The organism is Streptomyces tubercidicus (assembly GCF_027497495.1).
In the GTDB taxonomy this organism is placed as follows: Bacteria; Actinomycetota; Actinomycetes; order Streptomycetales; family Streptomycetaceae; genus Streptomyces; species Streptomyces tubercidicus.
In genome coordinates this window covers 6242097-6267425 of record NZ_CP114205.1, presented here as the reverse complement: position 1 = coordinate 6267425, position 25329 = coordinate 6242097, and the positions used below count along the sequence as shown (strand labels likewise).

19 protein-coding genes are annotated in these 25329 nt (G+C 72.8%); 7 read left to right on the top strand and 12 right to left on the bottom strand.

Translation table 11 applies throughout. The features are described 5' to 3' along the window. The first annotated feature begins 21 nt into the window (after positions 1–21). The 3 genes from STRTU_RS27295 (at position 22) to STRTU_RS27285 (ending at position 3121) form a co-directional block, all read left to right on the top strand. The gene (locus tag STRTU_RS27295; RefSeq protein WP_371873684.1) at positions 22–1584 is read left to right on the top strand and encodes an FAD-dependent monooxygenase; all 1563 of its coding nucleotides are present in this window, start codon (positions 22–24) and stop codon (positions 1582–1584) included. 127 nt (positions 1585–1711) lie between these two features. Continuing rightward, positions 1712–2455: a maleylpyruvate isomerase family mycothiol-dependent enzyme gene (locus tag STRTU_RS27290; protein WP_159747290.1), complete on the top strand. Its 744-nt coding sequence runs from the start codon at positions 1712–1714 to the stop codon at positions 2453–2455. 9 nt (positions 2456–2464) lie between these two features. Then, entirely contained in the window at positions 2465–3121 is a 657-nt protein-coding gene (locus STRTU_RS27285; protein ID WP_159747289.1) for an MBL fold metallo-hydrolase, read from the top strand. Positions 3122–3267: 146 nt separating this feature from the next. Here the strand turns inward: STRTU_RS27285 and STRTU_RS27280 are convergent, their stop codons facing one another. The 4 genes from STRTU_RS27280 to uvrB all read right to left on the bottom strand — a co-directional run bounded on the left by STRTU_RS27280 (position 3268) and on the right by uvrB (position 9648). Continuing rightward, complete coding sequence (locus STRTU_RS27280) at positions 3268–4251, bottom strand: TerC family protein (RefSeq protein ID WP_159747288.1); 984 nt, start codon at positions 4249–4251, stop codon at positions 3268–3270. Positions 4252–4466: 215 nt separating this feature from the next. After that, positions 4467–6593, bottom strand: coding sequence for a TerD family protein (locus tag STRTU_RS27275; protein ID WP_159747287.1), 2127 nt, complete (start codon positions 6591–6593; stop codon positions 4467–4469). 104 nt (positions 6594–6697) lie between these two features. Beyond that, positions 6698–7276, bottom strand: coding sequence for a TerD family protein (locus STRTU_RS27270; RefSeq protein WP_159747286.1), 579 nt, complete (start codon positions 7274–7276; stop codon positions 6698–6700). Between the two features lie 239 nt (positions 7277–7515). Then, positions 7516–9648, bottom strand: a complete 2133-nt coding sequence (gene uvrB / locus STRTU_RS27265) for an excinuclease ABC subunit UvrB (protein WP_159747285.1) — start codon at positions 9646–9648, stop codon at positions 7516–7518. Between the two features lie 628 nt (positions 9649–10276). Between uvrB and STRTU_RS27260 the strand changes: the two genes are divergently transcribed. The 3 genes from STRTU_RS27260 (at position 10277) to STRTU_RS27250 (ending at position 12433) form a co-directional block, all read left to right on the top strand. After that, the gene (locus STRTU_RS27260) at positions 10277–11161 is read left to right on the top strand and encodes a glycerophosphodiester phosphodiesterase (protein WP_159747284.1); all 885 of its coding nucleotides are present in this window, start codon (positions 10277–10279) and stop codon (positions 11159–11161) included. 83 nt (positions 11162–11244) lie between these two features. Then, a complete protein-coding gene (locus STRTU_RS27255; protein WP_159747283.1) occupies positions 11245–11838 on the top strand; it encodes a methylated-DNA--[protein]-cysteine S-methyltransferase in 594 nt (197 codons plus the stop codon). 52 nt (positions 11839–11890) lie between these two features. Continuing rightward, positions 11891–12433: a DUF1697 domain-containing protein gene (locus STRTU_RS27250; protein WP_159747282.1), complete on the top strand. Its 543-nt coding sequence runs from the start codon at positions 11891–11893 to the stop codon at positions 12431–12433. Between the two features lie 19 nt (positions 12434–12452). Here the strand turns inward: STRTU_RS27250 and STRTU_RS27245 are convergent, their stop codons facing one another. The 5 genes from STRTU_RS27245 to STRTU_RS27225 all read right to left on the bottom strand — a co-directional run bounded on the left by STRTU_RS27245 (position 12453) and on the right by STRTU_RS27225 (position 16306). Then, positions 12453–12914, bottom strand: coding sequence for a type II toxin-antitoxin system PemK/MazF family toxin (locus tag STRTU_RS27245; RefSeq protein WP_159747281.1), 462 nt, complete (start codon positions 12912–12914; stop codon positions 12453–12455). Positions 12915–13054: 140 nt separating this feature from the next. Beyond that, complete coding sequence (locus STRTU_RS27240) at positions 13055–13693, bottom strand: nucleoside/nucleotide kinase family protein (protein WP_159747280.1); 639 nt, start codon at positions 13691–13693, stop codon at positions 13055–13057. 41 nt (positions 13694–13734) lie between these two features. Next, entirely contained in the window at positions 13735–14184 is a 450-nt protein-coding gene (locus STRTU_RS27235) for a hypothetical protein (RefSeq protein WP_159747279.1), read from the bottom strand. Positions 14185–14284: 100 nt separating this feature from the next. Further along, a complete protein-coding gene (locus STRTU_RS27230; protein ID WP_159747278.1) occupies positions 14285–15214 on the bottom strand; it encodes an IclR family transcriptional regulator domain-containing protein in 930 nt (309 codons plus the stop codon). A gap of 147 nt (positions 15215–15361) precedes the next feature. Beyond that, positions 15362–16306, bottom strand: coding sequence for a quinone oxidoreductase family protein (locus STRTU_RS27225; protein ID WP_159747277.1), 945 nt, complete (start codon positions 16304–16306; stop codon positions 15362–15364). A 738-nt stretch (positions 16307–17044) separates the two neighbouring features. Between STRTU_RS27225 and STRTU_RS27220 the strand changes: the two genes are divergently transcribed. Beyond that, positions 17045–18670 carry an FAD-dependent monooxygenase gene (locus STRTU_RS27220; protein WP_159747276.1) on the top strand — a complete coding sequence of 542 codons (1626 nt, stop codon included), beginning with the start codon at positions 17045–17047 and terminating at the stop codon, positions 18668–18670. Positions 18671–18774: 104 nt separating this feature from the next. On the opposite strand, the gene STRTU_RS27215 is transcribed toward STRTU_RS27220, so the two are convergent. Genes STRTU_RS27215 through STRTU_RS27205 form a run of 3 tightly spaced genes read right to left on the bottom strand, consistent with a single transcriptional unit; the run spans position 18775 to position 25105 of the window. Next, complete coding sequence (locus STRTU_RS27215; protein ID WP_269777397.1) at positions 18775–20724, bottom strand: helicase-associated domain-containing protein; 1950 nt, start codon at positions 20722–20724, stop codon at positions 18775–18777. Next, a complete protein-coding gene (locus STRTU_RS27210; protein ID WP_159747275.1) occupies positions 20721–22166 on the bottom strand; it encodes an SWIM zinc finger family protein in 1446 nt (481 codons plus the stop codon). The genes STRTU_RS27215 and STRTU_RS27210 overlap by 4 nt, the downstream gene beginning before the upstream one ends. After that, the gene (locus STRTU_RS27205; protein ID WP_174878991.1) at positions 22163–25105 is read right to left on the bottom strand and encodes a DEAD/DEAH box helicase; all 2943 of its coding nucleotides are present in this window, start codon (positions 25103–25105) and stop codon (positions 22163–22165) included. Before STRTU_RS27205 ends, STRTU_RS27210 begins: the two co-directional genes overlap by 4 nt. Positions 25106–25329: the final 224 nt, after the last annotated feature.

Here is a 25329-nt window from a genome sequence, read left to right as displayed (position 1 = left end):
AATTTTTTAGTCACTACACTTATGCCCATGACGTATGACGCAGACGTAGTGGTGGCGGGGGGCGGCCCGGTGGGGCTGATGCTCGCCTGCGAACTCGCCCTGGCAGATGTCCCGGTGATCGTCCTGGAGCGGCTGACCGAGGTGGATACGAAGATCAAGGCAGGGGGCATCAACTTCCCCAGTTCGGAGGCGTTTTACCGGCGCGGGATGCTGCCCGGCCTGGTGGAGGCACAGCGCGCGGCCTTGGAGAGGTTCAGCTCGTTCCTGCGACAGCGGCAGGCCGCCGGAGCCTCCTCGGTGCGGCAGCCGCCGAAATTCGCCGGGCACTTCGCGGGCATCATGCTGCGCGGTGATCTGCTGGACGAGTCCGACCCGGACTTCGACGGCCAGGGTCCCGCCGGCGAGGTCGGTCTCGTACCGCAGGAGGCCCTGGAACGGCTGCTCGGCGCCCGCGCCGCCGAGTTGGGCGTCGACCTGCGCCGCGGGGTGACCCTGACCGGCTTCGACGCAGGCGACGACGGCATACACGTCCACACCTCGGACGGGTCGCTGCGCACCGGGTGGCTGGTCGGCTGCGACGGCGGCCGCAGTACGGTCCGTCGGCTCGCCGGCTTCCCGTTCCCTGGAACGCCCCCCGAGATCACCGGCCATCAGGCCCTGGTGGAGATGACCGGCGCCGAGGCGCTGGGAGCCGGCTGGAATTGGACGGACACCGGAACGTATGCCCACGGGCCGATGCCCGGCCGGATCCTCACCGTGGAATTCGACGGGCCACCCGAGGACCGCGAAGCCCCCGTCACCGCCGGGGAGTTGGAGAAGTCCCTGCGCAAGGTTTCCGGGGTGCCGGACGTCAGGATCCACAAGGTGATCTCGGCGACCCGGTTCACGGACAACGCGCGCCAGGTGCCCGACTACCGCTCCGGACGGGTACTACTGGCCGGTGACGCGGCGCATGTGCACTCGCCGTTCGGCGGCCAGGGGCTGAACCTGGGCATCGGGGACGCGATGAACCTCGGCTGGAAACTGGCCGCCACGGTGCGCGGCCGGGCACCGGAGGGCCTGCTCGACACATACACCGCCGAGCGGCACCCCCTGGGCGCGTGGGTGCTGGAGTGGACCCGGGCCCAAGTGGCCCTGATGCGGCCGGAGTCGCATACACAGGCGCTGCGCGGGGTGATCGCGGAACTGACCGGGACCGCCGCCGCCACCACGTTCTTCGCCAAGAAGATCTCCGGGGCCGGGCAGCGCTACGACCTGCCCGGCGACCATCCGCTGACCGGCCGCAGCGCACCGGACCTGGCGCTCTCCGACGGCACCCGGCTCGCCGACCATCTGCACGACGGGCGCGGGCTGTTGCTCGATCTCGCCGATGACGCCGTGGTGCGCGAACGCGCCACGGGCTACGGCGACCGGGTGCGGGTGCGCACCGCGCGCTGCCCCGAACGGCCCGGCCTGGCCGGTCTGCTGGTGCGGCCGGACGGCAGCACCGCCTGGGCGGCGGACTCCGGCGCCCCGTATACCGGGGACGATCTGGACGCGGCACTCCGGAGCTGGTTCGGCGCACCGGACGCCTCGGCGGCCTGACCACCGCGGCGGGTGGCGCGGACCGGCCGGCCCGGCCGGCTGATTCGCGCCACCCGCCCCGCCCGCGTACGCCCCGACCGGCGCCGGCCGACTCCCGCACCCGCCCCGACGGCGCTAGCGTCGGACCATGACCCTCACCCCGCCTGACTTCCCGCACGATGTGTCCGCCGTCCGCGAGGCCACCGACCGGCTCCTGGTCTCGGTGAGCAAGCTCGACGACACGGCGATCGGCGAGCCGTCGCTGCTCCCCGGCTGGACCCGCGGCCATGTCCTCGCCCATCTGGCGCGCAACGCGGACGCGCTGGGCAATCTCCTCACCTGGGCGCGTACGGACGTACGGACACCGATGTACGCCAGTGCCGAGGCCCGCGAACGCGATATCGAATGGGGCGCGGACCGGCCACTGGCGGCGCAGCTGGAGGATCTCAAGGAGAGCGCCAGGCGGTTCGAGGCGGCAATGGAGGCGCTGCCCGAGGCCCGCCGGGCGTTCGAGGTCGAGATGCGCAACGGCGTCGTCGAACGGGCCGACCGGCTGCCGCTGCGCCGGCTGGCCGAGCTCGAACTGCACCATGTCGACCTGGGCGTCGGCCACACCGTCGACCAGCTGTCGTCCGCGTTCGTCGACCGTGAGCTGGACTTTCTGTCCGCGATCAAGTTTGCCGGGCATCCGGATCTGCCCCCTCTGGAGCTGCGGGCCGACGACGGCCGCCGCTGGCGCACCGGCCGCACGGCCACCGGGCCGGACGCCGCGGCCGCGCCCCTGGTGGTGACGGGCTCCGCGACCGCGCTGGTCGGCTGGCTCACCGGCCGCGGCGACGGCGGCGAACTGGACGGCCACGGCTCCGGCCTGCCTGTCGTACCCCCGCTTTAGAGTGGTCACATGGGCTACAGCGGAGCAGTGAAGGTCGGCGGACCGGCCGACGTGCACGAGCTGACCGACCTGATGATTTCCAAGGTCGCGGTCGGTCCGATGAACAACAACGCCTATGTGCTGCGGTGCCGGGCGACCGATGAGCAACTGCTGATCGACGCGGCCGCCGAGCCGCACACCCTTCTCGCACTGATCGGCGACAGCGGTATCGCCTCGGTGGTCACCACCCACCGGCACGGTGACCACTGGGGCGCGCTGGGCGAGGTCGTCGAGGCGACGGGCGCGCGGACCTACGCGGGGCGGTATGACGCCGAGGGCATCCCCGTCCCCACGGACGTGCTGGTCGAGGACGGCGACACCCTCACCGTCGGCCGGGTCGAACTGACCGCGCGCCACCTGGTCGGGCACACCCCGGGCAGCATCGCGCTGGTCTACGACGACCCGCACGGCGCCCCCCATCTGTTCACCGGGGACTGCCTGTTCCCCGGCGGCGTCGGCAACACCTTCGGCAGCGCCGAGAACTTCGCCACCCTCATCGACGACGTGGAACGCAAACTCTTCGGCGAACTTCCCGACGAGACCTGGGTCTATCCGGGCCACGGCAACGACACCACCCTCGGCGCGGAACGCCCCCAGCTCGCCCAGTGGCGCGAGCGGGGGTGGTAGGAGTGCGGCCCGCAGAGACGGCGGGCCGCACGGAAGTGCGCGACTGACGGGTGTCTTCCCGCCATATGGCGGCGGCGCCCGGCCCCGCTCCAGGAGGAGTGGGTGCCGGGCGCCGCCGACGCCGTTCCGGGCCCGTAGGCGCCGGCTCAGGCGTCTATGTGTTCCTTTGCCGAAGCCTCTGCCGCGGCCTGCTTCTTCGAGGCGTGGAGGCTGGTGAAGGTGGTCACGACCAGGACGGCGCAGATGACGCCCAGCGAGACCGGAATGCTGATCTCCGGAACGGGCACCCCGGACTCGTGCAGGGCGTGCAGCACCAGCTTCACGCCGATGAAGCCCAGGATGACCGACAGGCCGTACGAGAGGTGGACCAGCTTCTTGAGCAGGCCGCCGATCAGGAAGTACAGCTGCCGCAGACCCATCAGGGCGAAGGCGTTGGCGGTGAAGACGATGTACGGGTCCTGGGTGAGGCCGAAGATCGCCGGGATGGAGTCCAGGGCGAAGAGGACGTCGGTGGTACCGATCGCCAGCATGACGATCAGCATCGGCGTCATCAGCCGCTTGCCGTTCTCGACGATGAACAGCTTGGTGCCGTGGTACTGGTCGGTCGACGGGAAGCGCTTCTCGACCATCTTCAGGAAGCGGTTCTCCTCGAACTCCTCGTCCTGCTCCTCGGCGCGGGCCTCCTTGATGAGCTTCCACGCGGTCCAGATGAGGAACGCGCCGAAGAGGTAGAAGATCCAGGAGAAGTTGGCGATGATCGCGGCGCCCGCACCGATGAAGCCGGCCCGCAGCACCAGCGCGATCAGCACACCCACCATCAGCACCCGCTGCTGGTAGACCGCCGGGACCGCGAACTTCGCCATGATCAGCACGAAGACGAAGAGGTTGTCGACGCTCAGGGACTTCTCGGTGATGAAACCGGCGAAGAACTCACCGGCCGGTGTGGCGCCGCCGAACAGCAGCAGCCCGAGGCCGAACAGCGCGGCCAGGGCGATCCAGACACCGGTCCAGATTCCGGCCTCCTTGAGGGAGACCTCGTGTGGTTTGCGGCCGCCGATGAAGAAATCGACGGCGATCAGGGCGCAGAGACCAAGGATGGTCAGGACCCACAGGTTCAGGGAAACGTCCACTGCTCCTCCGGCAAAGTCGTACGGCACTCACAGCGTCGTCGCTGCCGGAGGTCTCTTCCGCCCCGTCCGCCCGAGGGGGACGGGGCCGACGCCCCGGGATCTCGTCACACTCTCAATCCGTGATGACGGGTACGTCGTAGCGGGAATACTCCCCTCCGCACAAAGAAGCGTAAAGGAAGACCAATGAATAGTAAAGAAAAAGGTAAAGTCGCTGGTCAGGCGGCCCGTCGGGCTTCCGCGAGCCGGCCCAGTACCTGACGCACCACCTGACTGCCCTGTGGGGCGAGCGGGGGCTCGTACGTCCAGGCATGGCCGACCCAGGGATCGGCGAGATGCGCGTCGGGCACCGGAGTGAGCCGCAGCAGGGAGCGCCACAGCGGGTCCAGCACCGGCCCGTACTCGCGGCTCTGGGCGCGGTTGGCGACCAGCATCAGATGCACCCCGACGGCCGGCCCCTCGTCGGCCAGATAGCGGAGCCGGGTGAGGGCACGGTCATCGAAGCCGTGCGGGAAGTCATGCACGATCAGCAGCTGCTCGGCGGTGTCGAGATCCGCCGGCAGGGCGTCCGCGGCGCGATGGCGCACGGCCATCCGGACGAGTTCCACCCGCCGGGTCAGCTCCTCCAGTACGGCCGCCACGCCCTTGGCGCCGGGTAGCGGGTAGGCGGGCATCGCACCGCTCTCCACCAGGGGCGCCAGCGCGGGCGCGGCGGTCCCGCCCGGGTCGATGACCTGGACCGCGAACTCACCGGCGGGGTGGATGGCGAGCAGCCGGGCGGCGATCGCGACGGCCGACTCCATGGCCAGGCGGCGCAGCTCGGCCTCATCGGGCGGCCCGTCCGTGAGCGCCCCGGCCAGCTCCCGCCGGCCGATGTCGCGCTCCGGGCCGGGGCCGCCGCGGCCGTAGGAATCGGGCCCGCTGTCGATCCACAGCCCGCGCTCCAACGGGAGCCGCACGAGCATGGGGATGCGCAGGTCCAGGACCTCCGGGAGGTGCAGATCGCCCAGGCGCAGCGCCATCGGACGCTCCTGCGGGACGTGATAGCCCTGCCATACGGGGTTGTCCCAGCGGGCGAAGGCGGGCGGCAGCGCGGGTTCCACGACCTCCGACTCGGCCATGAGCTGCGCGAGGTCGCGGTCGAGAGCGGCGCGGGCCTGGGTGACGAGGGTGGCGTGCTTGTCGCGAGCGGTGGCGCGGGCGGCCTCGCCCGCCGTGCCGAGGCGGTTACGCGGATCGGCAAGGGCCCGGTCCAGCTCCTGCTCCAGGCGGGACTCGGCGAAGTCGGCGGCGCTGCGGTAGGCGGCGACCGAGCGCGCCAGATCCTCGAACATGCCCCAGACCTGGTTGTAGAGGCGTTCGTCCATGCTCCAGCCGGCGGCGTCACCGGCTACCGGGAGCGGGGGGCCGTCCGGGGTGGAGGGGGACGGGGTGGGCGGCGAGGCGGAGGAGGCTGACGGGGCTGGGGCGGCGGATGGGGCTGGGGTGCTGCGGCGTCGGGGGTGCTGGTAGTCGATGGGGCCGCCGTCTGCCGGGGACGGCGGCAGGTCTCCGCCCTTGGTGGTGGCGGCCTTTGCGCCGGCTCCGGTGCCGGGGCCGGATGCGGGCTCTGCTACGGCTGCGGCCCCCGCCCCGGCTCCGGGTCCAGTCCCGGCCCCGGAACCTGCCGGGCCGTCAGCTGCCGTCGTGGGCGCGGGAGACGGCCGGTCCTGGGCGGGCGCGGTGGCCGGGCCGGTGCCGGGTCGTTCGGCCCGGCCGGCCGTCATGGGAGCGGGCGCGGGGACCGCACGGGCCTGACCCAGGCCGACCGCTTCCTCGATCTCCGCGGCCAGCTCCGCCGCCTGCGCCAGGCCCTGGTCACGCAGCATCGCCGGGAGGCCGTCCGCGTAGCCCTGGCCGACGGCGCGCACCTTCCAGGCGTCCTGCCTGCGGTAGAGCTCGACGGCGACGACGGCGGACTCGGCGCCCAGCCCGGTGATCGTGTAGCGGACGAGGCCGGTCCCGTCGAGGCCGGTGACCGTGACGGCGGGCGCGGCGGCGGCACCGAAGGCGGTCAGCCCACCGATCCCGCTGGGCAGCGCCAGCAGCACGCTCACCCGGTGGACGGCGCCGGGCAGCGCGTCGAGATCCACCGCGATGCGGTGTTCGGCGGCCGCCTGGCGGGGAACCTCGATGCCGGTACGGCGGGGCGCGCCGGGGTGGGCCACCGCCTCGGCGCCGGAGAGTCGTCCCTGCTCATCGCCGAGGGTGACCCCGGCCACGACGGGACCGCCCGCCGCGACCCGGATCTCCACCCGCGTCCGGTCCAGCGGATGGTTCTGCCCCCGGACCAGCTCGGCCGTCATCGTTGTTCCCCCTGGTAGTGGTGGAGTTTCCCCGGGCCGGACGCCGGGCCGCGGCCCGGAGCGGCGGCGGCGCGGCCCGGTGCGCGCTGCCGCGACGGTGGTGGCTACAGGTGCGGCAGGATCGCCGGCACGAGGTCCTGGAAGGTGCGGCCGACGGAGGGCTCACCGATGGCGGTCATCTGCCAGCCGTTGGCCGTGCGGTGCACCTTGGACATGACCTGTGCGGTGTAGTCGCCACCGCCCGTGAGGGTGTAACGGGCCAGCTCCTGGCCAGTGGTCTCGTCCACCAGGCGGCAGAAGGCGTCCTGCACCTCGGCGAAGGTCTGGCCGGTGAAGGAGTTGACGGTGAACACGATCTGGTCGATGTGCACCGGCAGCCGCGCCAGGTCGACCAGGATCGCCTCGTCGTCGCCACCCTGGCCCGCGCCGCCGACCAGGTTGTCGCCGGTGTGCCGGACGGCACCGTCATCGCTGACCAGGTGCTGGAAGAAGACGACGTCTATCGGCTTCTTCTCGGCGAACAGCACCGCCGAGGCATCCAGGTCGATTTCGCTGGTCCGCCGCCCGAACAGGCCACGGCGCGGCGCCGAGCGCCATCCCAGCCCCATCCGCACCGCGGTCAGGGCTCCTCCGTCGGACTTCTGCAGGCTGATGCCCTGGCCCTTGGACAAATTGACCGACACGCGCCGTCCCCTCTCTCGTACTGTCCCCGCCCGGCTTCCGGCGGCCCTTCGACCCTATGCACGGCGGCGGGCCGGGGGCGCACAAGGCCCGCGTTTTGTGGCGCTTCTGCAACACACCGGTCCGCTGAGCACACCGCGCTCACGTGCGGCGATGCCCGCAACCGGCCGGTGCGGGCCGCACCCGGACCGGCCGGCGGCGTACGGTCCCCGGACTTCCCCCTCAGCGCCCGCCGGACGTCTTACTTCACCCCGGCCTCCCTCATTTGCCGCAGCTCCTTCTTCAGTTCACCCACCTCGTCGCGCAGCCGGGCGGCGACCTCGAACTGCAGCTCCGCCGCGGCGGCGCGCATTCGCTCCGTCATCTCCTCGATGAGCGCGGCCAGTTCGGCGGCGGGACGGTCCGTCAGCTCCGCGCCGGCCTTGCCGCCCTTGCCCTTCGCGCCCTTGGCACCGAGCGCCGGGACCGGTGCCTTGCCCTTGGCGTCCTTGGCCTCGGACGTTTTGCGGTAGCCCGTGCCCAGCAGTTCCTGGGTGTCGATCTCCTCCCGGGCCAGGGTGGCGACGATGTCGCCGATCTTCTTACGGAGCGGCTGCGGGTCGATGCCGTTCTCCTTGTTGTACGCCAGCTGCTTCTCCCGGCGGCGGTTGGTCTCCTCGATGGCCTTCTCCATCGCCGGGGTGACCTTGTCGGCGTACATGTGCACCTGTCCGGAGACGTTGCGCGCCGCACGTCCGATGGTCTGGATGAGCGCCGAACCGGACCGCAGGAAGCCTTCCTTGTCGGCGTCCAGAATGGCCACCAGCGAGACCTCGGGGAGGTCGAGGCCCTCCCGCAGCAGGTTGATGCCCACCAGGACGTCGTACTCACCCGATCGCAGCTCCCGCAGCAGCTCCACCCGGCGCAGGGTGTCCACATCGCTGTGCAGATAGCGGACCTGGATGCCGAGCTCCAGGAAGTAGTCCGTGAGGTCCTCGGCCATCTTCTTGGTGAGGGTGGTGACCAGGACGCGCTCATCCTTGTCCGTGCGCGTACGGATCTCGTGCACCAGGTCGTCGATCTGACCGTCGGTGGGCTTGACCACCACCTCCGGGTCGACCAGGCCGGTCGGGCGGATGATCTGCTCCACGAAGCCGTCGCCGCGGGCGAGCTCGTACGGGCCCGGGGTCGCGGACAGATAGACGGTCTGGCCGATGCGCTCCAGGAACTCTTCCCACTTCAGCGGCCGGTTGTCGAGGGCGGACGGCAGCCGGAAGCCGTGCTCGACCAGGGTCCGCTTACGCGAGGCGTCGCCCTCGTACATGGCGCCGATCTGCGGCACGGTGACATGCGACTCGTCGATGACCAGGAGGAAGTCGTCCGGGAAGTAGTCGATGAGGGTGTTGGGCGCGGAGCCGGGCTCGCGGCCGTCCATGTGCATCGAATAGTTCTCGATGCCCGAGCAGGAGCCGATCTGCCGCATCATCTCGATGTCGTACGTGGTGCGCATCCGCAGCCGCTGGGCCTCCAGATGCTTGCTCTGCTTCTCCATCGTGGCGAGGCTGTCCGCCAGCTCGGCCTCGATCCCCGCGATGGCCTTCTCCATGCGCTCGGGGCCCGCGATGTAGTGGCTGGCCGGGAAGATGTACAGCTCCCGGTCGTCGCTGATCACCTCGCCGGTGAGCGGGTGCAGGGTGGACAGCGCCTCGATCTCGTCGCCGAACATCTCGATCCGCACGGCCAGCTCTTCATAGACCGGGAAGATCTCAATGGTGTCGCCGCGCACCCGGAAGGTGCCGCGGGTGAAGGCCACGTCGTTGCGGGTGTACTGGATGTCGACGAAGCGGCGCAGCAACTGGTCGCGGTCGATCTCGTCGCCGACCTTGAGCGGGACCATCCGGTCGACGTACTCCTGCGGGGTGCCCAGGCCGTAGATGCAGGACACCGAGGCGACCACGACGACGTCACGCCGGGTGAGCAGGGAATTCGTCGCGGAGTGGCGCAGCCGTTCCACCTCCTCGTTGATGGAGGAGTCCTTCTCGATGTACGTATCGGACTGCGGGACGTACGCCTCGGGCTGGTAGTAGTCGTAGTAGGAGACGAAGTACTCGACGGCGTTGTTCGGCAACAGCTCGCGGAATTCGTTGGCGAGCTGGGCCGCGAGGGTCTTGTTGGGCGCCATCACGAGTGTCGGGCGCTGCAGCTTCTCGATCATCCACGCGGTGGTCGCCGACTTGCCGGTGCCGGTCGCACCCAGCAGGACGACATCCTTTTCACCCCCGCGGATGCGCCGCTCCAGCTCGGCGATGGCCGCCGGCTGGTCGCCATTGGGCTGGTAAGGGCTGACGACCTCGAAAGGCGCCACCGTGCGTTCGATCTTCGATACGGGCCGCATGGGATCCACCGTACGACCCAGCACTGACAATCGATGCGGCCAATGCTCCGACCTGCGGTTTTAACGCGGTGGCGACTATTGATCGGGGCCCTCGGCCGGGGCGGACGGCGGGCACCGCGGCGCGGCGGGCCGGGGGCGACCGCGGGTGGGTGGCACGCGTGGGCTGGGGTCGCACTGCCCGACAGCCAGGGAACACCGCGGGGCGAGGGCGACGCGGGATGCCCCGGACGACATGCCCCGCGTGCCGGCAGCTCCCCGCTCCCGCCGGAGGGCGGTCCGTGAGCGCGGCCCGCCCGTGCCCGGAACCGGCCGTCCCGGACGGCCACTCCGCCAGGTGCACGACCAAAACCGGTCAGACACACGAGGGGTGACGCATCATCGGCCAAGATGCGCGGATGCCGTGCCTCCGGCAAGTTGGACGGCGGCGGAGCGTACGTCTGTAGCAGGGCTGATCCGGGCATCCTGCAACTGCGCGACGCTCCAGAACGGAACACCGGCCACGTCTCGTTCAGGCCCCGGACACCACACGAATGCCTCCCGCTACGGCCCGGCTGCGAGCCTCTGTCCGTCCGAACCGGTTCACGTCACTTCACGTCAGCTCACGTCCACGACGTCACGAGGAGCCCGTATGCGTATTCGCCCCGTCGCCACCGTTGTCGCCGGTGCGCTCATGGGTCTGTCCACGCTCGTCCTCTCCCCGACCGCCGCCCAGGCCGCGCCGGCCGGACACACACCGCTGACGGTCGCCCACCGCGGCGCCTCGTCCATCGCGCCCGAGAACACCCTCGCCGCGATCGACGCGGCCGACCGGCTCGGATTCGAGTGGGTCGAGAACGACGTACAGCGCACCAAGGACGGCGAGCTGGTCATCCTCCATGACAACTCGCTCGCCCGGACGACGAACGTCGAGCAGGTCTTCCCCGGGCGCTCCCCGTGGAACGTCTCGGACTTCACACTCGACGAGATCGAGAAACTGGACGCGGGCAGCTGGTTCGGGCCGAAGTTCCGGGGGGAGCGGGTGCCGACCCTTGAGGACTACATGGACGAGGTCGAGCACAACGACCAGAGCCTCCTGATGGAGCTCAAGTCGCCGGAGCTCTACCCGGGCATCGAGCTGCAGACCCTCACGGAGCTGCGCCGCGCCGGCTGGCTGGGCAAGGAGCACGTGAAGAAGCGCCTGATCATCCAGAGCTTCAACGCCGACGCCATCAAGACCGTGCACAACCTCCGGTCGGACGTGAAGACGGGCTTCCTCGGCAATCCGTCGGTCGCCGACCTCCCGAAGTTCGCCAAGTACTGCGACCAGATCAACCCCGTCCACACGGCGGTCACCAGGGAGTACGTCGCCGCCGTACACGGTCTGCGGGGCCCGCACCGCCGGGCGCTGGACCTGTACACCTGGACCGTCGACGATCCGGCGGTCGCGGTGAAGGTCGCCGGTCTGGGCGTCGACGGGATCATCACCAACAAGCCCGACGTGGTGCGCGACGCCCTGGAGAAGCACGGCAACTGAACGCCCAGTGGTGAGGGGGACGGACGGCGCGGGCGCCGGTCCGTCCCCCTCGCATTGTCAGTGGTGCGTCCTACCCTGATCAGGTGACGAATGCAGAGCAGGATTCCGGGCCGGCGACACGGCCGGACGCGGCGCCGGAGGCGGCGGCGCGGCGCGACTGGGCCTGGAGACGGCTGGCGACGCCCATCGGCCCGCTGCTGCTCGCCGCGACCGGGGAGGGCCTGGTGCAGGTCGTCTTCCATGCCGACGAGCGGACGACCCGCGGTGCGCTGGCCCGTCTGGAGCAGTTCTTCGGCGGGCCGCCGCTGGCCGGGATACCTCATCTGACGACGGCCACGGCCGAGCTGACCACGTACTTCGCCGGGGAGCTGCGGTCCTTCACCGTCCCCCTGGACTGGTCACTGTCCTCCGGCTTCCCCGCCCGGGTCCTGCGGGCCCTGGCCGACGGTGTCCCCTATGGCAGCGTCGTCGGCTATCAGGACCTCGCCGACCGGGTCGGGGAACCGGGCGCCGCCCGTGCGGTGGGTGCGGCGATGGGATCCAATCCGCTGCCGGTCGTCGTCCCCTGCCACCGTGTCGTGGCCAGTGACGGCGGGATCGGCGGCTTCGGCGGCGGTCTGGAGACCAAGCGCCTGCTACTGGCCCTGGAAGGTGTGCTGCCCGCCCCGCTCTTCTGATCCCGACCGTCGTCCGGCCTCGCCGAGGCCGGCTCTCACGAAGGGCAGTGTCATGTCCCGTCAGATCGCTCTGCTCCGCGGCATCAATGTCGGCGGCCACAACTCCTTCCCCAAGGCGAAGCAGCTGGAGCTGGCCAAGTCGCTGGGCTACGAGGACGTCTCGGTCCTGCTGCAGACCGGCAATATCGTCTTCGCCGACCCCGGTACGCCGCCGGATGAGACGGCCCGGGTGCTCCATGAGCGGATCGCCGCCGAGCTCGGTCTGACGGTGCCGGTCCTGGTCCGGACCGGTGACGAGCTGGCGGCCGCCGTCGCCGCGAATCCGTTTCCGCAGGCCGTGCCGGAGCCCAAGAGCCTGCATGTCACGTTCCTGTCGGCGGTGCCGGCCGACACCTCCCGGCTCGACGCACTCGACCAGGCCGCGTTCGCGCCCGATCAGTACCGCCTGATCGGGCGCGAACTGTATCTGTGGTGCCCCGGCGGCATCGGCCGCTCCAAGCTCGCCGACGCGGTGAGCCGCGCCCCGCTCGGGGTCACGGCCACCGCCCGTAACTGGAACACCGTCACCAAACTGCTGGCCCTGGCCGCCGCCTGAGGCACCGCCACCGGCGGCGTCAGCGCCAGCCGTAACGCTCGCGCAGCCGGTTGCCGACGAGGTTGAAGCGGCCCCGGTCCAGGGCGCAGGCCTCGCGCCGCATCCCGGCCGGGTGCACCCGCAGCACCCGGTCCAGGGCCACCCATGAGTCGCGCCCCGCGCGGTCCCACGGGCCGGCGCCTATCGGGACCCACTCCCGGTCGTTGCTGTGGCGCTTGCTGGACAGCTGTACGGCCAGCAGCGTGCCGGCCGCCTCACGGGCGACGACCAGTACCGGTCGGTCCTTGCCCCGGCCGTCGTTCTCCTCGTAGGGCACCCAGGTCCACACGATCTCACCGGGGTCCGGGTCGCCGTCCGGGTCCGGCGCATAGGTCATCGTCACGGCGCGGACAGAGTGCGGACGGGCCTCCGCGGTGGCGGTGGGGCCGTGGCTGCCGGGCAGCGCGGCGGGCTCGTCGGATGCAGGGATTGAAGTGCTCACAGGGCCACGCTAACTGCCGCCCCGCACGCGGCGGTCAGCGGTCCGCGCCGGGCGTCTCCACGGTCGGTTGTCAGTGGTCGGCCTTACGGTTTTCTGCAGCGGGGAACGACCGTCGCGGCCTCTCCGGCCGGGGCGGGTGCTCACTCCGGTCCGCTCCAGGCCGGACGGCGGGGATCGTCGGCCCGTACGACGACATCCGCCGCCTCCTCGGGCCGGGTCTCGGCCTCGTAGCGCGCGAACGCGGGCAGCGTCCAGCGCTCGCCCTCCGGGGTGCGGCGGGCGAGCGCGGCCGGCGACAGCTTCAGATGGACGGCGAGATCGAAGGGAAACCAGTGACCGAGCAGCAGCGGACCGTGCAGCAAAAGAGCGCCGCCGGGCGGCAGTTCCACGTACGCGCTGCGGGTCGCCCGGTCCGCCACCGGATCCCACAGGTCCGGAAGGACCCGCCCGGTACCGCCCGGCTCCAGCGGCCGGAAGACCTCCCGCCACAGCGCCTGCCGGTCGAACCACTCGTCGTGGTAGGCGTCGGCGTCCTCCCGGCCGTATTCGAGCCGCAGCGAGGCGGGGCGCAGAAAGCCGTAGGCACCGGCCTTGTGCACCGCCCGCCCCCGCAGCCGCAGCGCCCCGGCGAGCCGGGCGGCCAGCTCGCCGGGCGAGGCGGCGGGAGCCCCGTCGACGGCCACCCGCAGCCAGGGGCTCCCGTCCTTCGCCGGCATCGCGACCAGGCGCTCGGCAAGCGCGTCGGTGAGCCGTTCCCAGGTGATCGCTTCGAGCCGCACCCCGCCATTCTGCACGGCCACCCGGCGCGGGCCGCCCCGCGTCAGCCCGGGTGCGGCCGGTGCGGCGGTCCGGTGAAGTGGACGCCGGAGACGACGCCGGCCTGGATCACCGCACCGTGCTGCACCCCGCCGCTGATGGTGTTGTGCACCTCCCCCACCGTTTCGGAGGCCCGTCCGGGCGCCACCTCGTCGAGCAGCGCGCGCAGTTCGGCCGCCGCGGCCGGGTCCTCGCTCAGCAGCCGCCGCAGCCGCAGCCGCCAGGCGGCGGTCACCCCGGCCACCCCGTCCTGGTCGCCGTCCTCCCTGGCCACGGCCAAGTCGGCGCGGGAGACTTCCAGCTCGCCTTCGAGCACCTCCTCGTCCGCCGTCCCCTGGCGCCGGGCGAGGAAGGCCGCCATTCTGCGGCGGACCGCGTCCCAGCCGTCCGTCGCCATCTGCTGCACCAGCGTCGTCGCACCCGCCGTGGCGAGCGCCACCAACTCCGCTTCCATCAGACCCCCTTGCGTCGCATCGGTAGGTGTACGCAGGTGCCGGTGCCTCCTGGGAGAGGCGGACCGGCTCATGAGCGGTCGGGCGGCCCGGGGCCGCGCGTCAGTCCTGGTCCGCGTCCGGCCGGGCCGCCCCGTAGCGGCTGAGTTCGGCCGCCGCCTCCTTGGTCGCCTCGATGACGCCCTCCGGTGCCGCCGGCATCACGGACTTGAGCTTGAGGAGCAGGACCGCTCCCATGATGGAGCCGTCCCAGATGATCGGCGCCGCGCAGGAGTTCCAGCCCGCCATGCACTCCTCGTAGCCGAGCGCGTATCCGAGGTCGCGTACCTCCGCGAGGGAGTCCAGCAGCGCCTCGTTGTCCCGGTAGACGCCGGGTCCCGCCTGGTCGGGTACGGGCTCGGCCAGCACCCGCTGCTGGAGCACCTCCGGCAGGTAGGCGAGGATCGTCCGCCCGGAGGCGCCGGTGCGCAGGGAACGCGTCACGGACAGCACATCGCGCGGTGTCATGCCCAGCTCCGCGAGGTCGGAGTCGCCGACGGCCATATCGACGCACTGCCGTTGGGCGCCGGAGAACGGGGCCACCATGTAGAGGAACGCCAGTCCGCCATCGGTGGCCCTCCGCAGATCGCGGAGCACCGTCTGCGAGATCCCGCCGTCGAGCCGGTGGTCGAGCGCGGTGAAGGCGAGCTGGGCGGCCGAGGTCCGCAGCCGGTAGAGGCCGCGGTCCACCCGCTCGAAGATCCGCTGGTAGATACCGGACTGCAGGATGCGGTAGACGACGGAGTCGTCCAGGCCGGTGAACTCGGCGATCTCACCGGGTCCGTGGGCGGATCCGCCCAGCTCGGCGAAGGCCGTCTGCACGAGGAAGACCCGCTCGGCATGGCCGGATCCCGACGCCCGCGAGCCCGCGGACGAGGTGCCCTTGGGCGTCTGGTGCGCCTTCTTGGAGTGGCCCGCGGTACGCGGCGCCACACCGGTGGCGGACGCGGCGGCCGGCGCCTGCGCTCCCGTGGCTGTGGTGCGGTGACCCATCGTGTGCTCTCTCCCCTGGCAGTGATCCGCGCCCGGAGGCGCGCGGCATGTACGGTACGGGCCCCCGCTGCCCGCTGCTCCCGGTGGACGGCCCCGGACTGTGCTCCCACAGCCCCGGTACCCATCCGGCCCCCGGGTCCATCCGCGTCAGCGGGTGACGTCGAGCGCCAGTTTCCCGGTCGGGGTGCGTGCGGCCAGCTCGTGGTGCGCCCGCGCCGCCTCCCCGAGCCCGTAGACGGCGCCGGTCAGCGGCTTGAGAGTGCCCTCGGCGACCGCGTCGAACAGGGCCCGCATGGACGTCGGCAGGGCCGTACGGTCCGCGTAGAGCTGCGGCAGCCAGAAACCCGAGACGGTGATGCTCCGCTCCATCAGCTCCCGGGTGGGCACGCTCGCCAGCTCGCCCCCGGCGAACCCGTACACCGCGAGCCGGCCGCGCGGCGCGACGGCGGCGAGAGTCCGCTCGAAGGTGACGCCGCCGGTCATCTCCAGCGCCGCCGCCACGGGGCCGCCGGCCGCGTCCAGGATGCGCTCCGTCAGGTCCTCGGCGGTCGAGTCCACCACCGCGTGGGCGCCCAGTTCCCCGGCCAGTGTGCGCTTTTCCGGGGAGCCCGCGAGAGCGATGACCCTGGCGCCGGCGCGCGCGGCGAGCTGGACGGCCAGCGATCCGACGCCCCCCGCCGCGGCCGGTACGACAACGGTCTCGCCCTCGGTGAGGCGCAGCGAGGTGAACAGCAGATGCCAGGCGCTGTTGCCTTGCAGCGCCAGTGCAACGGCCTGTTCGTCGCTGATGGCGTCGGGGATGTCCCAGGTGACGCGGCGGTGCAGCAGCGTCCGCTCCGCGTATCCGCCGCCGCGGCACAGTCCGACGACGCGCCGCCCGCCGTCCACGGTCCCCACGACCTCGTTCCCCGGCACGTACGGCAGCTCGACGGGCGCGAGGTAGGAGTCCCCCCGTACGTGCACATCCGCGTAGTTGATGCCGGCCAGGGTTACGTCGACCAGCGAGTGGCCGCCGCGCGGTGCGGGCTCGGGCACGTCTTCCAGCCGGAGCACGTCCGGGCCGCCGAATTCTCGCATCACAATCGCGCGCACGACTCTCCCTCTGGTTCTCCGGTGCGGTGCCCGCACAGGGTAGGCACGGCGGCCAACTGGCCGCCGTCGCCCGATCATTTCGCGCCAACCCTGCGGGGCTCCGGACCCCGTCGCCCCTCTTCCCGCGAGAATTGCCCGCCCGCTTTCTCGCGTCGCGAGAAAACGACACGACGGTTTCTGCCCATTGCACCGTTTTACTGCGTATCTACCCATCGGTATCCCGGGGGTGGCTGCCTCGTGTCTCTCGCTCAAACCCGGCTGTCGGATGTGATCGCCGCCGCCTACGATCCCGAAATGTGTCCGCCGTCGACCAGACGTGACGGCCACGTCCCCCGGGACGGAGCACGCTCCGCGAGGCAGTTGTGCCCGCCCACCGCACCCGGTGATACGGGCGGGTGGCGGAGGAGGACGTGGCTGTGCGCAGGGCGGGGCGGGCACGGCCTGAGGGGGAATCATGATGGGGAAATCGGGGGGCGGCAGGCCGGCGTTCGCGCCGGCCTGCCGGGACCCACAACGCGCACTGCCGCTGCGGTCGGCACCCCTGCGCATCCTGCGGACCGCCTCCGCGTCTCTGCCGTCCGTATGGGCGGCTTCCTTCACGGTCTCCTTCACGGCCGCCACCGACGCCGTCATGGCCGCCGCTCGCCGACGTTCCCGACCGTATGCGGCACCGCCCTTTCTGGACGTGTCCCGCTCCCGCCGGGGAACGGCGCGCCGCTGCCAAGAAAGGGACTGCCCATGAACGCGTCGAGCAGCAACGGGCTGGAGTTCACACACCCTTACCTCGCCGTGGTCCTCGGTGGGGGTTTCACGGGGATGCTCGCCGCCGCTGCCCTGTCCGGACACGCCGCTGTCATCGTCGTCGAACGGGAGCGGCTGCCGCGGACCCCGGCCCGCTCCTCGGACCTCCCGCAGGCCCGGCACGCGCAGCTGCTGACAACGGACGGCGCCCGGCTGGTCGACGCCCTGCTGCCCGGCAGTGCCGCGCGCTGGCTGGCCGAGGGTGCCCGCCGGATACCGTTACCGGCGGAGTTCGCCGGCCGTGCCCCGAAAGCCTGGCCGGGCCGCCGCACGCGCTCGCCGTATCTGCTCGCCTGCTCCCGCGATCTGCTCGACCGGGTCATCCGCCGTCAGGTGCGGGCGCTCCCGGGAGTCACCGTCCTCGACGGAACGGAAGCGACCGAGCTGACCGGTACCGCGGAGCACATCACCGGGGTGCGCGTCCGGGACACCACCAGCGGCGCCGCCTCCCTGCTGGACGCCGACCTGGTCGTCGACGCCACCGGCCGGAACTCCGCCGGCCGGGCGTGGCTGACCGCGCTGGGGCTGCCGTCCGCGCACGAGGACGTGGCGGACTCCGGGATCGTCTCGGCGACCCGTATCTTCCGCGCCACGGAGGGCGCGGAGAACTGCCCGGTGCTCACCTCCCGTTCGGCGCTCGCCGGTCCGCTCTCCGTTCCTGGGGCACGGCAGCGCCCGGCTCCCGGGAGGACGGCGACGCTGGTTCCGATCGAAGGCGGACGCTGGCTGGTCACGCTCACCGGTGCCGGGGACGACCGGCCCTCCGAACACGCGGGCCGGTTCGTGCCGTTCGCCCGCCGCACGGGCCTCTCCGCCATCGGTGACCTCGTCGCCGAGGCCGAGCCGCTGAGCGAGGTACGGGTCACCCGCGACACCTCGGACCGGCGGCGGCACTATGAGCAACTGCCCTCCTGGCCCACGGGGTTCATCGCCCTTGGGGGCGCGGTGGTCTCGCTCGCCCACGACTGCGGTCTGGGCCTGTCCCTCGCCGCCCACGGTGCCACCGCGCTGCGCGCGGCACTGCGGCGGCATGGAGTGGACGAGCCCTCACTCGCCCGGAAGACGCAGCGGGCCATCGGACGCCTCGGCCAGGAACCGTGGTCCGTGGCCACCGGCGAAAAGCTCCCCTCCACCACGGCCGGCCGGTCCGTCCGCCGCGCCTACCTCGATGTCCTCGCGCCCACCGCGCCCGCTTCCCCGCTCCTGCGCCCCGCTGCCGCGCTCGGTCTGCTCCGGGGGACGGCACGGCCCCGGCTCACGGCCGTCGGCACACCGGGCCGGCAGGCGTCGCCCGAGCCGGTCACAGCACCGCTGACGGCCGCGCCCGGAGGCCCGTCCGCCGCTGGTCCGCAGCCTCCGGCGGCCGGTGCCGCCCCAGCCCTCTCGGCGCGGGCGGCCGCCGCGCTCTCGGCCGCGCCGCCCGCTCCTGGGCAGCCCCCGGCCCCGCCTCGCCCTCCGGGCTCCGCGCCCGGCCCCCGGCGCCTCCCCCGCCCGCTCAGCTTCGGGCCGACGGCGCTGCGCCGGATAGGCGGGGCGACCCGAAGGAAACCGGCTGACGGCTGACGGCATGGCCGTGGGGCCCGTCCGCCCGGTGGTCCGCCGGGCGCGCGGCGTCCCTCCCGGAGCGTCCCTGGCACCGTCCGGAGGCGCGCCCCGCGGCCAACGGGTCATGCGCCGCCGGACTTTGGGGCCTCGTGGGGTGGTGCCGGGACCCCCAGGAGGCGGTGGGCGAGGGCGAGCGGCGCCCGGTGATCACGGGCGGGGACGGGTGCCGTGGCGCGGTGGGTGGGGAGGCGTTCGACGGTCGTGGTGCCGGTGTCGGATTCCAGGGCCGGTGCGTAACCGGCGGCGCGCAGCGCGTCCAGGGTGGCGGCCGGTGGCCGGGCGCTGACCAGGACGGTCGGGGCGATGGCGCGCAGCCCGAGGTCGTGCAGGGCCCGGTGGGCGGCGAGTTCCTTGACGAGGGCTTCGTCGTCGGAGCGGATGCAGCAGGCGGCGGGCAGGACACGCATCCGGCCGTGGGCGCGGGCGGTGTCGCGGATGAGGTAGCCGAGTGGCTGCGGCAGCGGGCCGGTCGCCGAGGCGCGGGTGAGGTCCTCCAGGAGGGTGTCGGCGGTATGGCCGGTATCCAGGGCGCGGCGTACGGAGGTGGGGGTGAAGCGCCAGGTCACGGCGTGGCCTTCGGATTCGCGGTCGGCCGCGGAGGTGAGCAGTGCGGCGAGCGCGGCGGCCGGGCGGCCGGGCACCACCGCGGTCAGATCGGCCTGGAAATGGGCCTGTTCGAGGAGCGGCGGCAGCAGATCGGTGAGCGGTCCGTCCAGCGACCGGGGGTCGGCGAGCAGGGCGTGGCCGAGCGGGGTGAGGGTGCCATGGGCGGTCAGGCCCAGGTAGGCCGCTTCGTGGAGGGTGTGGGCGGCACGTTCCCCGGCCATCGGCTGGTGGGTGACGGCGAGGGGGCGGTGCCAGTCCGCTGCCCGGAGGAGGTCCTGCCATGGGCTGTGGCTGCCGGTCTCCTGTTCCGGGGGTTCGGTGAACGGCAGGGGCGGGAGGGGGGCTCCCGCGCCGTGGGGGACGGTGGCCAGGGCGGCGAGGAGGGCGTGCCGGAGGGCCGGCGCGTGCCGGTCGTGGCCGCGGACCAGTGCGGTCGGGGTCTCGCCGAACGGGGTGTGGGTGGGGATGTCCCACAGCCCTGACCAGGCGGCCAGGACGGGGGCGAGGCGGGCGCCGGGCGGACGGGCGAGCCAGTCGTCGTAGGCACCAGTAGGGAGCGCGGTGATGCCGGACGGGGTACGGGTCAGCGCGATCAGGTCGGCGGCGAGCGCCAGGTCGAGCAGGAGGCGGGTGTGCGGTTCGGTGGCGCCGGCCGCCTTGGCCAGCCGTTTGATCTCCCGTACGGCCAGCCCGCCCGACTTGCGCAGCGCGGCGGGCTGCGTCGCCAGGGAGGCCAGCAGGCGGTCCAGGGTGGCGGCGAGGGTCGCCGCGGCGGCCCGGGATTCGTCGTGCGGTGAGGTCGGCGGGACGGCCGCGGCGGGCGTCGCGGGCCCGGCAGGGTCCTCCGGGACGGGGCGCGGGGCGTCGGGGAGGAGCGGGCCGGGGTGGTGGGCGGCCAGGAGTTGCGGGGTGCGCGGCGGGACGACGATCGCGCCGTCCTCGGTCGGCGCGGCGAGCCCGTCGTCGTACAGGGCGTGCAGGGCGGTTTCGGCAACGCTGCGGGTCCGGCCGGGAGAGGTGCCGCCGAGGGCGGCGAAGACGTCCTCGGGCGGGACGGGTTCACTGGCCAGGTGGGCGAAGGACAGCCGGTGTGCCATCAGGGACTGGTAGTCGGCGCCCGGCGCGGGGGCGGCGGGGCCGGCGGCGGCGTTCCGGGCGCGCTCCTGGCTGATGCGGGCGGCGGCGGTGAGCACCTGGAGCCGGGGGTGGTCGAGGTGCAGCACCAGTTGGTGGAGGGTTTCGTACGACCACAGGGCGCTTGCCAGTCCGCGTAGTTCGGTGGGGGCGGGCCGGCGGGCGAGCGGCTCGGCGTGGCGGGTGAGGAGCGCGGCGAGCTGTTCGGGGGTGCGCTGGGCGAGGGACCGGGTGAGTGCGTCGAGACCTTCCACGGCGTCGAGGTTAGTCATCGCGCGAGCAGGGCGGTGAGGGCGCCCACGGGGTCGGGGTCGGCCGGGCCGGTGGGCCACCAGTCGTCGGTGCCGGGCTCGGCTTCGTAGGGATACCAGCGGTGGTCGTGGCCGAAGCGGAGCTGGATGCCGCGGTCCGGGTCGGTGAGGCGGTTGTGGCGCGGGCGCAGGGACGGGAGGTCTGCGGCCAGGAGGGCGCTGCGGGCCCGGTCGAAGTCGCCGGCCGGGGGGTTCCAAGTGGTGTCCAGGAGGGCGAGTCCTTCGGGTCCGCCCTGCCGCCAGGCGGCGACGGAGCGGGCCACGTCCGTGGTCGTACGGCCGGTCGCCGCGGCGAGATCGCGGTACAGGGTGCGGGTGGTGGAGGTCAGGCCGGCGGTGGGGTGGGCGGTGGCCGTCAGACGGATGGCGTCCTCCCATGGGGGCAGCGACGGGAACGGGCTGTGAACAGGCGGGCGTACGGAGCCGGGGCTCGGGGGCCCGGCGGCGGACACACAGGCGTGGGCGCGGGCGGCGGCGTCGGCTGCCAGGAATTCGAGGGCGGCGGGGTCGAAGGGCAGGCCGTCGCCGTCCGGCAGGGCCGGCGGGCGGCCGGGCCGTGGGGGCACCGGCAACGGTGGCGGGAGCGGCGGCCGGGGGCGGTCGGCGAGCGCCACTCTGGCCAGGACACCGGGCGGCGTGGACGTCCCCGGTGCAGCACGCCCGCCGGTGGCCGCCTCAACGGCCGACCCTGGGGCAACAGTTGGCGTCGCTGCACGGGCCTGGGGCCCCTGGCCATGCACGGGCGGCAGCGTGGCGGCGACCGTGTGGGCGCGGGCTTCGTCTGCGGTGCGGGCGGCGTTGCGGCGGGTGAGGTCGTCGAGGAGTTCGCGTTCACCGCGGCCGCGGATCAGCAGCAGCACGAACGGGTCCGCGTCCAGAAGGCGGGCCACCTGGAAGCAGAGTGCGGCCGCGTGCTTGCAGGGCCGGCCGTCATCGGGACACGAGCATCGGGGGACGAGGTCGCCCGGCCCGGGGAGGAGCGGCGTCTCGCCCTCGGCCAGCGCCCGGGGCAGCTTCTTGGCCAGCAGGGCGGTCAGGTGGTCCGGCTCCGCGGCGATGGCCTCCAGGAGGCGGTCCCACTCCTCGTCGCTGAGGGTCCGGAGTCGGATGTCGGCGCTGTAGGGCCGGGGTCTGCTGCCGCGTACGGTGGCGACGACACGGCCCGGGGTGACGTTGATGGTGTCGACATGGCCGTCGCGGGCGTAGGTCCGGCCGCGGGCGAGCCGGGCGCTGTCGAGGGCGGTGGTCTCCAGCGCGTCCAGCCACGCGCTGCCCCACCAGGATTCGGCGAACAGCCCCCGGGCACCGGACCGGGCCGGCAGCGGCGGGAAGGTACGGGAGCGGTCCGCGCGGGCCAGCCGGTCCGCGGCGGCGGCGCGCCCGGAGGTGCGGCGAGGGGTCATCCGGGCCTCCTGAGAGAGACGAGGTCGGCCAGTTCGGCATCGGAGAGCTCGGTGAGCGCGGTCTCGCCGCCGGAGAGCACCGCGTCGGCGAGCGCCCGTTTGGCGCTGAGGAGTTGGGCGATGTTGTCCTCGACCGTGCCCTCGGCGATCAGCCGGTGGACCTGCACGGGCTGAGTCTGGCCGATGCGGTAGGCGCGGTCGGTGGCCTGCTCCTCCACCGCCGGATTCCACCAGCGGTCGTAGTGGATCACATGCCCGGCGCGGGTCAGATTCAGGCCGGTGCCCGCCGCCTTCAGGGACAGCAGGAAGACCGGGGCGTGCCCGGACTGGAAGCGGTCTACCATCCTCTCCCGTTCGGCTACGGGGGTGCCGCCGTGCAGGAGTTGCGCCGGGATGCCGCGGGTGGCCAGGTGGCGTTCGAGCAGCCGCGCCATGCCCACGTACTGGGTGAAGATCAAGGTGGCGCCGCCCTCGGCGAGGATGGTGTCCAGGAGTTCGTCGAGGAGTTCGAGCTTCCCGGAGCGGGCGGCGAGACCGGGTGCGGCCTCCTTCAGATACTGCGCGGGGTGGTTGCAGATCTGCTTGAGGGCGGTGAGCAGCTTCATGACCAGGCCGCGGCGGGCGATGCCTTCGGCGGTCTCGATCCGGGTGAGGGTTTCGCGGACGACGGCCTGATAGAGCGCGGCCTGTTCGCGCCCCAGTGCCACCGGGTGGTCCGTCTCCGTTTTGGGCGGCAGTTCGGGAACGATCCCCGGGTCGGACTTCTTGCGGCGCAGAATGAACGGGCGCACCAGCCTGGCCAGCCGTTCGGCCGCCGCCGGGTCCTCGCCGCCCTCGACCTCACGGGCGTGCAGTGCGCGGAACGTCTTGAGCGGCCCGAGGAGGCCGGGGGTCGTCCAGTCGAGGAGGGCCCACAGCTCGGAGAGGTTGTTCTCCACGGGCGTGCCGGTGAGGGCGATCCGGGCGGGGGCCTTGATGCCGCGCAGCGCCTTGGCCGTCGAGGAGCGCGAGTTCTTCACGTGCTGGGCCTCATCGGCCACGATCCAGGCCCATGACCGCCCGGCCAGCTGGGTGGCGCTGCTGCGCATCGTCCCGTAGGTCGTCAGCACAAAGCCGCCGTCCAGGCCGTCCAGGCTGCGGCCGGCGCCGTGGAAGCGGCGCACGGGCGTACCGGGGGCGAAGCGCTCGATCTCGCGCTGCCAGTTGCCCAGCAGGGAGGCCGGGCAGACCACGAGGACCGGCGCGCTCGGCCGCCGGTGCAGATGGAGCGCGATGACGGTGAGGGTCTTGCCCAGGCCCATGTCGTCGGCGAGGCATCCACCGAGACCGAGGGAGGTCATGGTGTCGAGCCAGGCCATGCCCCGTAGTTGGTAGTCACGGAGAGTGGCCCGCAGTCCGGACGGCTGGGGCAGGGGGCGTGCCTCGGTGGTGAGGCGGCCGCGCAGTGCGGCAAGGGCACCCTGGGGCACCACCTCGACCTCCTCGCCATCCACCTCAGCGGTGCCGTGGAGTGTCGCGGCGAGGGCGTCGACCGGCTCCAGATAGCCCAGTTCGCGTTTACGGGCCTTACGGACGAGCCCGGGGTCCACCAGGACCCACTGGTCACGCAGCCGGACGACGGGGCGGTGCGCCTCGGCGAGGGCGTCCATTTCCGCCTCGGTCAGCGGCACGCCGTCCATCGCCATCTGCCAGCGGAATTGCAGCAGTTCACGGGTGTCGAAGAAGCCGAAGCCGTCCGCGGCCGAGCCCGGTGCCGGGCGCAGCACCGCCGCGGTGGTCAGGCCGCGGGCGAGTTCCTTGGGCCAGTGGATGCTGACGCCGGCAGCACCCAGGCGTGGCGCGGCATCCCCCAGCAGCTCGTACAACTCGTCCTCGCCGAGCGGCAGTACGTCGGGCACGGCCCGCTCCAGGAGACGGGTGAGCGGCGCCCAGATACGGGCAGCGCGACGCAGGGCGAGGAGGGTGTCGACACGGGAGCGCGGCCCGAAATGGTCGGGACCTTCGCCTTCCCACAGGTCCCGGGCGTCGGCGACCAGGGTGGGGTCGGTGAGGCTGTGCACCTGGAGGACGGCGGCGGCCGCGCTGCGCTCTTCGGCGCCGCCGACCGGGCTCCCCTCCGCCATGTCGAAGAGCTTGTGCGGTGCGAGGTCGAGGCGCAGGGAGAGCCGTACGCCCGCATCGACACCGGCCGCGACCTCGGCGGCCCATTCCCGGGCGCCGGGGAGGTGTTGAGGCGCGCTCGCGGCGTACGGGGCACCGGCCACCAGTCCGGCGGCGGGGGTGCGGGGCAGCGCATCGATGACCGCGTCCACGTACAGCCGTACCAGGACCGCGGGATCGGTCACCTGAAGAGGACGACTGCCGGGGATCGGCACGGCATAGGCGTCGGCGGGCATGGCGGCGGCGATGGCCCGGAGGTGCGCGATGTCCTCGGCGTCGAGTGGGCCCGCGCGCCAGGCGTCGGTGTCCTCGGCGGTCAGTCCGGGCAGCATGCGGCCGCGGGCGGCGAGGTGCAGCGCATGCAGGGTGGCCGCACCCCAGCAGGCGGCGGCCGGGTGAGCTGTCGGGTCATGCCGGGCACGAACCAGCAAGGGGACCGTCTCGGCCACCGGGAGCAGCACGGCGGGGACCGTATGGCTGCGGGCGCCGTTCCCGTAGCGACGGGCGACGCTCAACGTCCCCTGCTCCGCACCCCCGGGCCCGCCCCACGCCCCCTCCTCGCCTCCTCGGGCGACGAGATCCGGAAGCGGGCCGCCATCAGGACGCCAGAGAGCGACCTTCCCGGCGCGCGGCGGCTGTGCGGGCAGAAAGACCACGGCACAGCCGGCCAGGGCGACATCGCCGGTTCCGTCCCCCTCCCCCACACCCCCGGGCACGTCCGCCGACGGGCCGTTCGACGACCGGGGCTCCCCCGCCACCGTCTCCCACCGCCTCGCCATGCCATCCCTAACCGTCTGGTCGACTACCTGGTCGTTCCGCCCCGATCGCGGCGCTCCCCGAGCCTGCCGCGCCCGCCCTGCCCCTGAACCCCCGACCTGCGAGTCTACGGTCGTCCCCACTGCGTCTCCCGCGCCCCTCTCCCGCGTCTGCGCCTCCGCCGCGGACGGCGGTCATTGCACCCCGCGACGCCCCGGCCCGCCGACGATCGCCGGACCGCCGCTGC